The sequence below is a fragment of the Nonomuraea sp. NPDC050227 genome (assembly GCF_044459705.1).
GTDB lineage: Bacteria > Actinomycetota > Actinomycetes > Streptosporangiales > Streptosporangiaceae > Nonomuraea.
In genome coordinates, this window is the sequence record NZ_JBITJF010000005.1 from 394,897 (window position 1) to 409,084 (window position 14,188).

9 protein-coding genes are annotated in these 14,188 nt (G+C 71.3%); 3 read left to right on the forward strand and 6 right to left on the reverse strand.

Annotated elements, in window-relative coordinates:
• Positions 1–722: 722 nt before the first annotated feature.
• From ACIBK9_RS22135 to ACIBK9_RS22160, 6 genes are all read right to left on the reverse strand, one after another.
• Positions 723–3,707, reverse strand: a complete 2,985-nt coding sequence (locus ACIBK9_RS22135; RefSeq protein WP_397160707.1) for a ComEC/Rec2 family competence protein — start codon at positions 3,705–3,707, stop codon at positions 723–725.
• Between the two features lies 1 nt (position 3,708).
• Positions 3,709–4,350, reverse strand: a complete 642-nt coding sequence (locus ACIBK9_RS22140; protein WP_397160709.1) for a helix-hairpin-helix domain-containing protein — start codon at positions 4,348–4,350, stop codon at positions 3,709–3,711.
• Between the two features lie 773 nt (positions 4,351–5,123).
• Positions 5,124–5,939: a DegV family protein gene (locus ACIBK9_RS22145; protein ID WP_397160711.1), complete on the reverse strand. Its 816-nt coding sequence runs from the start codon at positions 5,937–5,939 to the stop codon at positions 5,124–5,126.
• Positions 5,940–5,974: 35 nt separating this feature from the next.
• The gene (hutI, locus tag ACIBK9_RS22150; RefSeq protein WP_125633626.1) at positions 5,975–7,183 is read right to left on the reverse strand and encodes an imidazolonepropionase; all 1,209 of its coding nucleotides are present in this window, start codon (positions 7,181–7,183) and stop codon (positions 5,975–5,977) included.
• 427 nt (positions 7,184–7,610) lie between these two features.
• A complete protein-coding gene (hflX, locus tag ACIBK9_RS22155) occupies positions 7,611–9,023 on the reverse strand; it encodes a GTPase HflX (RefSeq protein ID WP_352322792.1) in 1,413 nt (470 codons plus the stop codon).
• Between the two features lie 84 nt (positions 9,024–9,107).
• The gene (locus ACIBK9_RS22160; RefSeq protein WP_397160713.1) at positions 9,108–9,800 is read right to left on the reverse strand and encodes a DUF4097 family beta strand repeat-containing protein; all 693 of its coding nucleotides are present in this window, start codon (positions 9,798–9,800) and stop codon (positions 9,108–9,110) included.
• 156 nt (positions 9,801–9,956) lie between these two features.
• Between ACIBK9_RS22160 and aceB the strand changes: the two genes are divergently transcribed.
• From aceB to ACIBK9_RS22175, 3 genes are read left to right on the forward strand one after another with little or no spacing between them, the layout of a single operon-like run.
• Complete coding sequence (gene aceB, locus ACIBK9_RS22165; RefSeq protein WP_397160715.1) at positions 9,957–11,534, forward strand: malate synthase A; 1,578 nt, start codon at positions 9,957–9,959, stop codon at positions 11,532–11,534.
• A gap of 19 nt (positions 11,535–11,553) precedes the next feature.
• Positions 11,554–12,993 carry an FAD-linked oxidase C-terminal domain-containing protein gene (locus tag ACIBK9_RS22170; protein WP_397160717.1) on the forward strand — a complete coding sequence of 480 codons (1,440 nt, stop codon included), beginning with the start codon at positions 11,554–11,556 and terminating at the stop codon, positions 12,991–12,993.
• A complete protein-coding gene (locus ACIBK9_RS22175; protein WP_397160719.1) occupies positions 12,993–14,186 on the forward strand; it encodes an FAD-binding oxidoreductase in 1,194 nt (397 codons plus the stop codon). Before ACIBK9_RS22170 ends, ACIBK9_RS22175 begins: the two co-directional genes overlap by 1 nt.
• Positions 14,187–14,188 lie beyond the last annotated feature (2 nt).

The window sequence follows — 14,188 nt, forward strand, 5'->3', positions numbered from 1 at the left end:
CGAAAGCCAGAGCCACTGGCCGGACGTCAGTGGCCCTGGCGGGACGTCAGTGGCCCTGGCAGGACGTCAGTGGCCCTGGCCTCCCAAAAGCGGCCGCCGCAGAGCGCCGCGTTTTTCACGGCGGCTGACGGTCACGCCTGCCCCTGACCTCTGCAAGCAGCGCAACACTGCCGAGAGGTTGGGGAGCGGGCCGCCGGTGACTCTCCAGGCCGGCGGCAAGCCGATCTCTCGGCAGGAACGCTGCATCAACCGCACAGAGGATCTGCGGGGCCGGCCTTCTGATGCGACAGAACACCCGACAGCCGTCCGAGCGACCCACGTCGGCGGGGAGCCCTTACTGTCCCGCGCTCCTCCGACCGCGGCCCAGAGACCCTCACTGGGCATGAAGAGACACCGCCCTCGCCCCGCTGACATCCCCGTCCGGAAGATCGGCTCGCCACCAGGCGCGAACGGTCACCGCCCCAAGAACCGCTGGTATCCCCGTCCAGGAGATCGGCTCGGACATCGAGCGTGAAGAGGCACCGGCCCGAGCCCCACCGTCACCCCCGTCCGGAAGACCGGCTCGTCACCAGGCGTGAGACGTCACCAGCCCGTGACCTGCTCATACCTCGACCACGGCCCCGGTGGCCAGTTCCTGATCGGTTCGTGCGACCCACCGGTGCCGGTTCCTGCCCCCTTCCGCCTCAATGAGCCTGAGTCGCGCTCGTTCGGCGTCGGAGCACTCATGGCCCACGGGGGACTACGGCCAGGCTGCCTTCGTGCTCGACGACTGCCAGGTCACCCGATCGATCGGTGCGGTAGATGGCGGCGCCGAGGCGGTGGAGGAGGGCGAGGGTCGATGTGGCCGGGTGGCCGTAGTCGTTGCCGGCGCCCACGCTGATGAGGGCGGCCCGTGCACCCAGCGAGCCCAGGAAGGCCGGGGACTGGCGATTCGAGCCGTGGTGCGGGGTCTTGAGGATGTCGGCACGCAGGGCGAGGTGGCGTGCGAGATCGTCCTGGGCCTCGGTCTCCAGGTCTCCGGCGAGCAGGGCGGAACCGGCGCGCCAACGTACGTGGATCACGACGCTGGAGTTGTTGATCACACTGCCTTCGCCTTGGCCGTTGCTCCCGCCTGACGTCGGGTCAGGGGCGACGACGGTGAGCTCGGACGGGCCGAACCGCCATCGCGTGCCAGGTTCCGCGTTCCCTTCGGGGATCCGGTGTCGAGCCAGTACGGCCGAGATCCGCGCGCTGGACTGCACCGCCGTCGGCCGAGGACTGACGATCACGGCTCCCACGCGTCGGTTCCTGAGCACGCCTGGCAGGCCGTCCACGTGGTCGGCGTGCGGATGGGTCAGGACGAGCAGGGGAACGTCCTCGACTCCGAGTCTGCGCAGGCATCGATCCATGACGACCGGGTCCGGGCCGGTGTCCACGACCACGCCTCGTCCAGGTCCGGCCGCCACCACCAGCCCGTCGCCCTGCCCGACGTCGCACATCACCATCAACCAGCCCTTGGGCGGCCAAGCTCCCGCCAGCGGACGGATCACCAGCACGGCGACCAGAGCGGCGCCTGCCGTCAGCAGCGCCATCGTCCGCCAGCGGCGGTGCCTGAGCACCGGGATCGCGACGGCCACGGCGAGGGCGAGGAGCGCCAGACCGGGGAGGCCGCCCGGCCAGGGCAGGGTGGCGAGAGGGACGTTCACGGCCCAGCGAGCCACGGTGACGATCCAGCCCACCGCGTATCCGGCCGGGATGACCAGCATGGCGGCGGCGTCCGGCCAGATCGGGGCCACCAGGGCGGCGGCGAAACCGAGCAGGGTCCCGGGAGCCACGGCGGGAGCCACGAGCAGGTTGGCGGGCACCGCCACCAACGTCAACTGACCCGACATGAGCACCAGGAGGGGGGTCACGGCCGCTTGCGCGGCAGCCGACACGGCCAGCGCCTCCGCCAGCCATCTCGGCAAGCGGCGCATCCTTGCGACGGCACGTCCTCGACCGGTGGACGCGTCTTCGAGGGGAGAGGTCGCGCGGCAGTCGCCGGCCTCTTTAGATGCACTTGCCGCACGCCCCTGTACGTTGCCGCGTTCCCTTCCCTTCTCCGGTTTCCGGTCTGTCGTCGTGGGCGCTTCGGTGGCGTCGCGGTCGCCGGTCTTCGTCGGTGGTGGAGTGGAGAGTTTGTCGCGCCAGCGTGGTGCGAGGAGGAGGATGCCGGCGGTGGCCGCGACCGAGAGGGCGAAGCCGTACGAACGTGCCAGTTCCGGCGCGAACAGCACCAGCAAGAGGACGGTTGCCGAGAGGGCGGCGAGGCCGTCCTTCGCCCGCCCGGTGCCCAGGGCGAGGGCGGCGGCCAGGCCCATCAGCAGAGCACGCAGAACGCTCGGGGACGGCCTGGCCACCACGGTGAACGCGAGCATCGCGACAGCCGCGAAGACGGCTCTCAGCGGCAGGGAGAGGCCGACCAGGCGGGAGAGCGCCAGGGCGGCGCCTGCGACGATGGCGAGGTTCGCGCCGCTTACGGCGTTCAGGTGGCTCAGGCCCGCTTCTTTGAGGTCGGCGGCCACTTGAGGGTCGATGCGGGAGACGTCTCCGACGACCAGGCCTGGCAGGAGGCCGCGCTGGTCGGGCGGGAGAGGGTCGGCGGCTGTCCGGAGGCCGGTTCTGAGGGTGCCCGCCATGGTCTGCATGGACGAAGGCGGCGTCAGGATGCGGGGCTCGCCTCGTACCAGGAGGATGGCTGCCACCAGGTCGCCGGGCGTTGGTTGCGCCAGGCGGCCGGTGACCTGCAGGCGTTGGCTCGGCAGCAGAGTGCTCCAGGCGTTGCCGCCGGCGAACACCGTGATGGGGACGTCGACGGCCTGGCGCTCCGGTGGCGTGGACGCCTCCGCCACACCTCCGTCACTGCCTCCAGGGACGTCGGGACGGTTCTCCTCAGGTCGACCGGCAGCGGATCTGCCTCTCCGCCCCGCAGCCGACTCGATGATCTTGAGAGTGGCCGGGATCACGTAGCTGTCCCGATTGAAGTGGCCGCTTCTGCGTGGCCTGCGCTTCGGGTCGTCGGACAGGACGATCTGAGCGGTCACGTTCGCGTTCCTGGCGGCGAGTTCAGCCACTGGACCGGTGGTCAGCGCCTGGACGCGGAAGGCGACAGACGCGGAGGCCGCCGCCGCGCAGATGAGTGTCGCGAGCACCACGTTCCGCCAAGCCCCCGAGAAGGGCGAAGGCCGACCGGGAGGGATCCGTCCTGAGGGAGGGGGCGACGAACGTAGCGAACGGCGGCGCCTGAACGGCAGGAACAGTGGAAGGGCGGACAGAACGGATCCGAACGACGCAGGCAGGAACCTGCTGATCAGCGAACCGATGAGGGGCCAGCGGGTGAACGGCGAGCGGGTGCGCCAGGTCAGGACGCCTGCGGCCAGGGCGGTGATGGCAGCTGTCGTCATACCCACCATGGGCGATTGGCCGAGCATGATCAGGGCACCGGCCCAAGCGGACAGCGCCGGGAGGACCAGCGTCCAGGAGCGCTTCTGCTCGCCGCCGTCTGCGGTGGCGAGGCGCAGAGGGTCGGTGGCGGCAGGGCGCGGAGGATCGGTGGTGGCGAGACTCAGAGGGACGGTGGCGGCAGGGCGCAGAGGATCGGTGGTGGCGAGACTCAGAGGGACGGTGGTGGCGGGGCGCATGGGGATTTCAGAAGGGCCGGGGGCCGAGGGGGCGTCGAAGGGCGGCATGTCAGACGCGGACCTTCGGCTTGATTTCTTCATACTTTCTCGGGCCGATGCCACTCACCTCGCGGAGCTGATCCACGCTGGTGAAGCCGCCGTGGGCGGTACGGAACTCCGCGATCCTGGCGGCCAGCACCTCTCCCACTCCCGGGAGTTCTTCCAGTTGGGCGGGGGTGGCGGCGTTGAGGTCGAGGATGGCTGTGGCGGGGTCCGCGCCGGGATATCCGGGAGGTACGGCGGCAACGACCGCAGAGGGGGCACCCACGATGATCTGCTCTCCGTCGATCAGGCGCCGGGCCAGGTTGAGGGGGCCCGTGGAGGCGCCGTGTTTGAGCCCGCCCGCCGCCGTCACCGCGTCCGTCACGCGAGAACCCTGCGGGAGCAGGTAGACGCCGGGGTTGCGGACCTTGCCCGCCACCTGGACGGTCACCTTTGCGGCAGTGGGTGACGGGGATGGAGGGGTTGTCGCGGGTGGCGGCGGGAGGGGTTCCGGAGTGGGCTGGGAGCGCCAGACGAAGAAGACTGCGACCGCGACGGCCAGGGCGCCGACCGCGACGAGCACGCGCAGCCCGGGCTTGCTGAGGTCGATGGTGCTGGACGGCTGGGCCGAGGTGATGGCGTCGCGGAACGCTTGGAAGGTCGGGGGCATGGGTGCGGGACTGCCTGTGACCCGCCGAGGGATGTGCGGCAGCGCCCCTGCGGCGGCCTGGGGCTCGATCCCCGGCCCGCTCCGACGCCCAACCCGACGCTCGGCTCTGGGGACGCTCCCCTCCGGCTCATCCTGCCGCTCTGGCTGCTGCTCAGGCTGCGACATCGCCTGAGGCCCCGCCGAACGCCCGCCCCACGATTCAGGCCCAGGCTCACCCCACAGCTCGGACGAAGGCTCACCCCCGCCCCCACTCCCCGGCTCGCAGGAAGGCGCAACCCCACGGTCGCCCCACAGCTCGGAAGCTGACTCAACCCCACGCCCATCCCACCGCTCGGAGGAGGGCTCAACCCCGCGCCCATCCCACCGCCCGGGAGACGCGAACGCAGGAGCACCGAGCGCAGGAGAAGCGAGCGCAGGAGAAGCGAGCGCAGGAGAAACGCTCACGGAAGAGGCGGACGCAGAAGAAGTAGGCGCAGAGGGTGGTGGGGATGCGCTGAGCCGGGAGGTCGGAAGGTTCTGGGCCTCGTCGCCGTATGGATGTCGGTTGCGTCGTCCCGGACGCGGCCGCCGGGCAGGACTCGTGATCGACCGGAGCCTGGATTCGGCTATGGTCCGCTCTGCCGTCGGGTCCTGAGATCGCACGCCGACGAACCTAGGGATGTCACCCCACCTCCGAGCTACCGAACCGAATTCTGGGGACGACGGAGCCAGGACACGAGACGACTGTGGAAAACACAGCACCGACCAGCCGAAGGCCCTCAAAAGAAGCCGGTTTACCCCTCGTACGCCGTCACAGTCACCCCCAGCATCCCCGGCCCCACATGAGCCCCGATCACCGCCCCCACCTCCACCACCCGCACCTCACGAACCCCCGCCACCCGCTTCGACAACCGCTCCCCCAACGTCTCGGCCCGCCCCCGAGCCCCCATGTGCTGCACCGCCACCCCGGCCCCGCCCAGCTCCACGGCCGCCTCCACCGCCAGGTCCTCCAGCCGTGCGATTGCCCGTCCCGACGTCCGCACCTTCTCCAGCAGGGAGATGCGCCCGTCCACGATGTGCAGCAGCGGTTTGATCATGAGCGCCGACCCGAACAACGACGTGGCGGCGCCGATGCGGCCGCTCCGTCTCAGGTACTCCAGGGTGTCCACGTAGAAGAAGGTCCGGGTGACGGCGGCGGTGCGGCGGGCGGCGTCGGCCACGTCGCCCAAGGAGGCTCCTGCGGCGGCCGAGCGCGCCGCCGCCAGCACGGGATAGCCCAGGCCCATCGCGATGGACCGGCTGTCGATCACTTCCACCGGCACCGGCGCGTCCTTGGCCGCCGCGAGGGCGGACTCGACGGTGCCGGACAGTTCGCCGGACAGGTGGATCGAGACCACGCCCGTGGCGCCGGCGGCGGCCAGCTCGTCGTAGCAGGCCGCGAAGCGCGCGGGCGACGGCCGTGAGGTGGTGACGGTGGCCAGGTCGCCCGTGAAGGTGTCTTCGTCGCGCGGGATGCCGCGGGCGACCACTTGTACCGGCACCACCGTCACACCGGGCACAGCGGGCAGGTAAGCGGTGGAATCGGTGACAACGGCGACAGAGGGCGGCATATCCCGAGATTAGCCACCCGTTCCCGACTCCGGGATTACTGGACCGGCGTGCCGCCCCGCCAGACCCGGCGCGGCTTGAGCCCGAAGGACCAGGCGAAGGCGCCTTCGTGGTCGGCGTCCCACTGGACGATGTCGGCCAGCCGCCCGGGAGCCAGCACCCCGCGGTCGGGCGCCCCGAGGACGGTCGCGCCGCCCAGCGTGGCCGCGCGCAGCGCGTCGTTGACGCTCATGCCGAACGCCGACACCGCCATGGCGATGACCAGCGACATCGAGGTGATGCCGCAGTAGCCGGGGTTGTGGTCGCTGCCGAGGGCGATCTGCACGCCGTGCTTGATCATCTGACGGACCGGCGGCACGTGGCCGCGCTGCAGCGCCGTGGCCGGGCAGACCACCGCGGGCACGCCGTAGCGGGACATGATCGCGATGTCCTCGTCGGACATGTGGTGCAGGCCGTCGGCGGAGGCGCAGCCGAGCTCGGCGGCCAGCTGCACGGCGCCGCGACGGCTGAACAGGCCGGCGTGGATGCGCGGGAGCAGCCCCACGTTGCGGCCCGAGGCGAGGACCCAGCGGGACTCCTCGGTGGTGAAGTGGCCCTCGTCGCAGTAGACGTCGACGCTGTCGGCGCCGGCCGCCGCCGCGTCGGCGCACCAGGCGCCCACGGCCTCGACGTACTCGCGCTGGCGGCCGAAGTACTCGGGAGGCACGACGTGCGCCGCGAGGAAGGTGACGTGCACCCGCGGCATCATCGGCTCCTTCTCCAGCTCGCGCAGGAGCCGCACGTCGGCCAGCTCGCCGTCGCGGGTGAGGTGGTAGCCGGTCTTGGCCTCGACGGTGGTGGTGCCGCTGAGCAGCCAGCTCCGCAGCCGCTCGCGCACGCCGTTGCACAACGTCCAGGGGTCGGTGCCGCGCGTCACGGTGACGGTGGAGCCGACGCCGCCGCCGGCCGCGGTGATCGAGGCCGCGCTGGAGCCGCCGGTGCGGATGGCCAGCTCGGCGTAGCGGTTGCCGGCGTAGACCGGATGCGTGTGGGCGTCGATGAGGCCGGGCGTGACGAGCGCGCCGCCGAGGTTCTCCACGTGGTCGACGTCGACGATGTCGTCGACGACGCCGGGCACGCTCTGCGGGAGGTCGGGCGCCCGCCCGACCCAGGCGATGCGGTCGTTGTGCACGAGGATGGCCGCGTTGCTGAGGACCTCGTTACCCGTCCACAGGCGGCCGATGTTGGTCAAGAGCCGAACGGTCATCGCACCACCGCCCCCTGCAGGCGCAGCACCCAGCGCACGGCCTGTGCCGCGCCCACTGAGTCCGCTCCGGGTCCGGACGACATGGGGGGTCTCCTGCTCTCATCCGCGTGATGTTGTGCGGTGACCGTATCGCCGGAGACGTGACCCGGCGATTTCAGTTCAGTTACGTTATTTCACAGCCGGGCTTGGTGTACAGGGTTATTCGGAAGAAAGACCACTCATCCCATCCGTCACCCAGCCACGCCTTGCCCCCCTGGCCCCCGCTGACGACTGCCGCACTCAACGTCATCATCCGAAACCCAGAACCGAAACCAAAAAACCAGACCAACGTTAGGTCTGGCCATCCTAGCAACCCCAGGGTTCCGGGACCACTGCACTATTTGGGCAGCTCTGCGCTACTTTGAGCGAGAGCTGCCCAGCCGTCCCGCTAAGAGACGCGTTCGACCGGCTTGCCTACCCGCTCCAGCTCCTGGAACAGGCTCGGCAGCACGCGGGCGTGCAGGACGGTGCCGTCCTGGACGTGTTCCACCGAGAGCACCTCGCCCTCCTTGTGGGCCCGCGAGACCAGGTCGCCCCGGTCGTAGGGCACCAGCAGGTGGACCTCGTGATCGAGGCGCGGCAGCCGCTCCTCGATGAGCCGCATGAGCTCGGGGACGCCCTTGCCGGTGCGGGCGGAGACCACGATGCTGTCGCGCTCGCGCCTGGCGATGCGGTCGAGCACCTCCTGGTCGGCCGCGTCGGCCTTGTTGATCACCACGACCTCGGGCACCTCGGAGGCGCCCTCGATGTCGGCGAACACCTCGCGGACGGCCGCGAGCTGACCCTCGGGGTCGGGGTGCGAGCCGTCGACGACGTGCAGGATCAGGTCGGCGTCGGCTACCTCCTCCAGCGTGGACCGGAACGCCTCGACGAGTTGGTGGGGCAGGTGGCGCACGAAGCCGACGGTGTCGGCGATCGTGAACAGCCGGCCCTCCGGCGTGCGGGCGCGGCGCACGGTCGGGTCGAGCGTGGCGAACAGCGCGTCCTCGACCAGCACGCCCGCACCGGTGATGCGGTTGAGCAGCGAGGACTTGCCCGCGTTGGTGTAGCCCGCGATGGCCACGGCCGGGACCTCGCGCCGCTGGCGCCGGTGGCGCATGGTCTCGCGCGAGGTGGACATGCCGCTGATCTGGCGGCGCAGCTTGGACATGCGGTCGCGGATGCGGCGCCGGTCGAGCTCGATCTTGGTCTCACCGGGGCCGCGGCCGCCGATGCCCACGCCGCCCGCGGCGCGACCGCCGACCTGACGGGACAGGTTGCCGCCCCAGCCTCGCAGACGCGGCAGCAGGTACTGCAGCTGCGCCAGCTCGACCTGGGCCTTGCCCTCACGGCTCTTGGCGTGCTGGGCGAAGATGTCGAGGATCAGGGCCGTACGGTCGATGACCTTGACCTTGACCGTCTCCTCCAGCTGGCGGAGCTGGCCGGGGGTCAGCTCGCCGTCGCAGATCACGGTGTCGGCGCCGGTCGACTCGACCACGTCGCGCAGCTCCAGGGCCTTGCCCGAGCCGATGTAGGTGGCCGGGTCGGGCTTCTGGCGCCGCTGGATGAGCCCTTCGAGCACCTCGGACCCGGCGGTCTCGGCCAGGAGCTTGAGCTCCAGCAGGGAGTTCTCGGCGTCTTCGGCGGTTCCGGAGGTCCAGACACCGACGAGGACGACCCGCTCGAGCCGCAGCTGCCGGTACTCGACCTCGGAGACATCCTGGAGTTCGGTGGAGAGGCCCGCCACGCGGCGCAGCGCCTGGCGCTCCTCGAGGTCCATGTCGCCGGTCTCGAACTCGTCGAGCGCGGTGTATTCGTGCATTCGTGTCATCTCTATGAGGGAACGTCTGGACACCTCGGTGTCTTCCCACGATGGTGGCACGACATCCCCGGCGTCATCACCTGGTTATCCCGCCGAGAGTGTCACGTTGCCGGAACTGGCGGTCAGCGAGATCTTGTGGGGGGAGCTCGGGTCGGACTTGACCGAGACGGTGGCGTCGCCGGAGTCCACGTCGGTCTTCACGTCGTAGGACCCCGTGGGCACCCTCAGGACGACGTCGCCCGAGTCGGCCCGCAGCTCCGCGCTGTCCGGCGCGGTGGCGTACTTGAGCTCGACGTTGCCCGAGTCGGCCTGGACGTACACCTTCTTGCCGGTCATGCCGGAGCCTTCGAGGTCGCCGGAGTCGAGCTTCGCGTCGAGCTGACCGCTCAGCGCCCGCAAGGTGATGTCACCCGAGTCGCTGTCGAGGTCGACGGCCAGTCCCCTGGGGATCTCGATCTTGTAGTCGACGCTGCAGTTCCCCCAGTTGGACGGGCAGTCGTACGTCACGAAAAGCGCCTGGCCCTCGACCTTGTGCTGCGGCTTGGGCTTGTCGTCGCCCCGCCAGCGCAACGTCTCGACGACCCGGACGGCGGTGCCGTCGGTCTCGGTGATCACCGTGTCGCCGGCGTCGCTCTTCAACTGCAGCTTGGAAACCTTGTCCGTCACCTGGTAGGACACGGTGTCCTGGTTCGTGGAACCGCCGAAGCTCTCGATCCGGCAACCCGTCAGCACCAGCGCGGCGGCCAGCAGCCCGCCCGCCACAGCAATCGTCTTCATGCCCCCGATCCTTTCGCGGGCATGACCCCCTCCGCATCGGGGATGCCCCCGAAGACGCCCCAGGGGTACCCCAGCCTTTGACCCGGGAACCCTGAGCGGAGTAGCTTCACTTCCACAATTCAGAATCAGTTTTCCACTCTACGGAAAAGAGGGGACATGGAGATCACCGGCCCGATGCTCGAACGGTTCGACGAGATCCTCACGCCGGAGGCGCTCGGCTTCGTGGCGGCTCTCCAGCGGGAGTTCGGCGCCAGGCGGCTGGAGCTGCTCGAAGCCCGCCAGACCCGTCAGGCGGAGCTGTCGGCCGGCGGGACGCTCGACTTCCTGCCGGAGACCAAGGAGGTCAGGGAGGGCGACTGGCAGGTCGCGCCGCCGGCCCCGGGCCTGGAGGACCGCCGTGTCGAGATCACCGGGCCGGTCGACAGGAAGATGACGATCAACGCGCTCAACTCCGGCGCCAAGGTGTGGCTGGCCGACTTCGAGGACGCCAACTCGCCCCTGTGGGAGAACTGCGTGTCCGGGCAGCTCAACCTGCGCGAGGCGCTCGACCGGGCGATCGACTTCGAGACGGGCGGCAAGACGTACGCGTTGCGGCCCGACGACGAGCTGGCCACGATCGTGGTGCGCCCGCGCGGCTGGCACCTGGACGAGAAGCACGCCCAGGTGGACGGGCGGCCGGTGTCGGCGTCGCTGTTCGACTTCGGGCTCTACTTCTTCCACTGCGCGCAGCGTCAGCTCGACAAGGGCAAGGGGCCGTACTTCTACCTGCCGAAGATGGAGTCGCACCTGGAGGCGCGGCTCTGGAACGACGTGTTCATCCGGGCCCAGGAGCTCCTGGGCATCCCGTACGGCACCATCAGGGCGACCGTGCTCATCGAGACCTATCCGGCGGCGTTCGAGATGGAGGAGATCCTCTACGAGCTGCGCGACCACTCGGCCGGGCTCAACGCGGGCCGCTGGGACTACCTGTTCAGCGTGATCAAGAAGTTCCGCACGCGGGGGCGGGAGTTCCTGCTGCCCGAGCGGAACGCGGTGACGATGACCGCGCCGTTCATGCGGGCCTACACCGAGCTGCTGGTGCGCACGTGTCACAAGCGCGGCGCGCACGCCATCGGCGGGATGGCGGCGTTCATCCCCTCCCGGCGCGACCCCGAGGTCAACGCGGTGGCGCTGGAGAAGGTGCGGGCGGACAAGACGCGCGAGTCGGGCGACGGGTTCGACGGCTCCTGGGTGGCGCACCCCGACCTCGTGCCGGTGTGCCGCGAGGTGTTCGACGGCGTCCTGGGGGCGCGGCCCAACCAGCTCGACCGGCTGCGCGAGGACGTCCGCGTCTCGGCCGCCGACCTGCTGTCGGTCTCCGAGACGCCCGGCGAGATCACCGAGACGGGCCTGCGCAACAACGTCGACGTGGCCCTGCGCTACCTGGCCGCCTGGATGGGCGGGCTGGGCGCGGTCGCGATCCACAACCTCATGGAGGACGCCGCGACGGCCGAGATCTCCCGTTCGCAGATCTGGCAGTGGATCCACAACGACATCACGCTGGCCGACACCGGCGAGCAGGTGACCAAGGAGCTGGTCGAGCGGATCATCGCCGAGGAGCTGGCCCGGATCTCGGCCGAGCCGGGCTACGACGAGCGGCTGTTCGGGCAGGCGACGGCGCTGTTCAAGGAGGTCGCGCTGGACGACGACTTCGCCGAGTTCCTGACGCTGCCGGCGTACGCCCAGATGCCGTAGATGTGCTGGAGAGTGACTGGTGCTCGACACGCTGACGGCGGCGCTGCGCTCGCTGCTGCCTCCCGACTCGGTGATCACCGATCCGGTACGCCTGCGCACCTACGAGTGCGACGGGCTGACCAGCCACCGGGCGACGCCGGGCGTGGTCGTGCTGCCCGCGACCGCCGAGCAGGTCGCCGGGGTCGTCCGGATGTGCAACGACTTCGGGGTGCCGTTCGTGGCCAGAGGGTCGGGCACGGGCCTGTCCGGCGGCGCGCTCCCCCGCGAGGACGGCGTGCTCATCGTCACCTCGAAGATGCGCCGGATCCTGGAGATCGACCTGCCCAACCGCAGGGCCGTGGTCGAGCCGGGCGTGACGAACCTGGCGATCACCGAGGCCGTGCGCGACGCGGGCTACTACTACGCCCCCGACCCCTCCAGCCAGCAGGTCTGCTCGATCGGCGGCAACGTGGCGGAGAACTCCGGCGGCGCCCACTGCCTCAAGTACGGCTTCACCGTCAACCACGTCGAGGCGTGCGAGATCGTCACCCCCGACGGCGACCTGGTCGTCCTCGACCGCATGGACCCGGGCTACGACCTGCTCGGCGCGTTCGTCGGCTCGGAGGGCACGCTGGGCATCGCCACCAGGATCACCGTGCGGCTGAGCCGGGCGCCGGAGGCGGTGACCACGGTGCTGGCCGCGTTCGAGGACATCGAGCGGGGCGGCCGGGCGGTGTCGGCGATCATCGGGGCGGGCATCGTGCCGGCCGCGATCGAGATGATGGACGCGCTGGCCATCGAGGCCGCCGAGGCGGCGGTCGCCTGCTCCTACCCGCGGGGGGCGGGCGCGGTGCTGATCGTCGAGCTGGACGGGCCGCGGGAGTCGGTCGAGCGGGAGTTCGCGCGGCTGACGGAGATCTGCTCGGACGCCTTCGAGCTGCGTGTGGCGGCCGGTCCCGAGGAGCGCGCGGCCATCTGGAAGGGGCGCAAGTCGGCCTTCGCCGCGGTCGGCCGGATCAGCCCGGCCTACATCGTCCAGGACGGCGTCGTGCCGCGCACGTCGCTGCCGGGCGTGCTGGCGGCCATCGACCGGCTCTCGCGCGAGCACGGCATCAGGGTGGCCAACGTCTTCCACGCCGGCGACGGCAACCTGCACCCGCTGGTGCTGTTCGACGACGCCGAGCCGGGGGCGGGCGAGCGGGCCGAGGCGGTCTCGGGCGCGATCCTCGACCTGTGCGTCGAGCACGGCGGCTCGATCACCGGCGAGCACGGCGTCGGGGTGGACAAGGCCCGCTACATGCCGAAGATGTTCACCGGCGCCGATCTGGACACCATGCAGCTCGTCCGGTGCGCGTTCGACCCGGGCGGGCTGTCCAACCCGGGCAAGGTGTTCCCCACGCCGCGGTTGTGCGGCGAGGTGCCGGGCGTGCGCAAGGGCGCGCACCCGCTGGTCGAGTCGGGCAGGGCGGAGCAGTTCTGATGGCGGATCCGTTCTCGGGCGCCGGCGTGCCGGTCAGGGCGGCCGGGCCCGAAGACCCGGCGCAGGAGTGGGGGGCCCGGTGGGTGGCGCTGCCGGGGACCGTCGAGGAGGTCGCCGCCGTGCTGCGCGCGTGCGCCGCGGCCGGCCTGGCGGCGGTGCCCGCGGGAGGCGGCACGAAGCTGCACTGGGGTCCGCCGCCGGAGCGGTGCGACGTGCTGCTCGGCCTGTCCCGCCTGGACGCGGTCCTGGAGCACGCGGCGGGCGACCTGGTGGTGCGCGCGCAGGCCGGCGTGCGGACGGCGGCACTGGCCGCGGCGCTCGCGGCGCGCGGGCAGGAGCTGGCGCTCGACGTGCCGTTCGCCGAGCAGGCCACCGTCGGTGGCACCCTCGCCGCCGCCCTGCCGGGCCCTCGCGCCTTCCGCTACGGCACCGCCCGCGACCTGCTCATCGGCGTCACGGTGGTGCTGGCCGACGGCACGGTCGCCCGGTCGGGCGGCAAGGTGGTCAAGAACGTCGCCGGCTACGACCTCGGCAAGCTGTTCACCGGCTCGTACGGCACCCTCGGGGTGATCGCGGAGGCCACGTTCCGGCTGCATCCGCTGCCCGGCGAGCGGTGCTGGGTGGTCGCCGGAATGCCCGCGGACGACGTGCCGGGCGTCGCGGCGGCGCTGGCGGCCGCGCAGGCCGAGCCGAGCGCGGTCGAGGTGGACCGTCCGGAGCCGGGCGGGCCGGTGACGCTGGCGGTGCTGGTGGAGGGCACGGCCGCGCGGGCACGCGCCGAGACGCTGCGCGACCTGACCGGCGGCGGGGCGGTGACCGGCGAGCCGCCGTCCTGGTGGGGGGTCGTCCCACGGGGTGAGGTGCTGGTCGAGGTGCGTTTTCCGCCCGCGGCGGCCGGCGCCGTGCTGCGGGCGGCGGAAGGGTGCGGCCTGTCGTTGCGCGGGTCGGCGGTCGCCGGCCGGGTGCTGCTGGAGCCGGGCGCGCCCGTCGCCGGGGACGCGCTGCCTGGCCTGGTGAGCGGGCTGCGGGAGCGGGTCGAGGCCGCGGGCGGCCGGGTGAACGTGCTGGCCGCGCCGTACGCCGGGGTCGACAGGTGGGGGCGGGTGAGCGCGCTGCCGTTGATGCGGCGGGTCAAGGAACGGTTCGACCCCGGGCGCATGATGTCGCCCGGACGGCTGGCGGGAGGCCTGTGACC

Bases quoted from the DNA above. Each gene is read 5' to 3' on its own strand.
- ACIBK9_RS22135 (WP_397160707.1), bottom strand. From the start codon at position 3,707: ATGCCGCCCTTCGACGCCCCCTCGGCCCCCGGCCCTTCTGAAATCCCC.
- ACIBK9_RS22140 (WP_397160709.1), bottom strand. From the start codon at position 4,350: ATGCCCCCGACCTTCCAAGCGTTCCGCGACGCCATCACCTCGGCCCAG.
- ACIBK9_RS22145 (WP_397160711.1), bottom strand. From the start codon at position 5,939: ATGCCGCCCTCTGTCGCCGTTGTCACCGATTCCACCGCTTACCTGCCC.
- hutI (WP_125633626.1), bottom strand. From the start codon at position 7,183: ATGACCGTTCGGCTCTTGACCAACATCGGCCGCCTGTGGACGGGTAAC.
- hflX (WP_352322792.1), bottom strand. From the start codon at position 9,023: ATGCACGAATACACCGCGCTCGACGAGTTCGAGACCGGCGACATGGAC.
- ACIBK9_RS22160 (WP_397160713.1), bottom strand. From the start codon at position 9,800: ATGAAGACGATTGCTGTGGCGGGCGGGCTGCTGGCCGCCGCGCTGGTG.
- aceB (WP_397160715.1), top strand. From the start codon at position 9,957: ATGGAGATCACCGGCCCGATGCTCGAACGGTTCGACGAGATCCTCACG.
- ACIBK9_RS22175 (WP_397160719.1), top strand. From the start codon at position 12,993: ATGGCGGATCCGTTCTCGGGCGCCGGCGTGCCGGTCAGGGCGGCCGGG.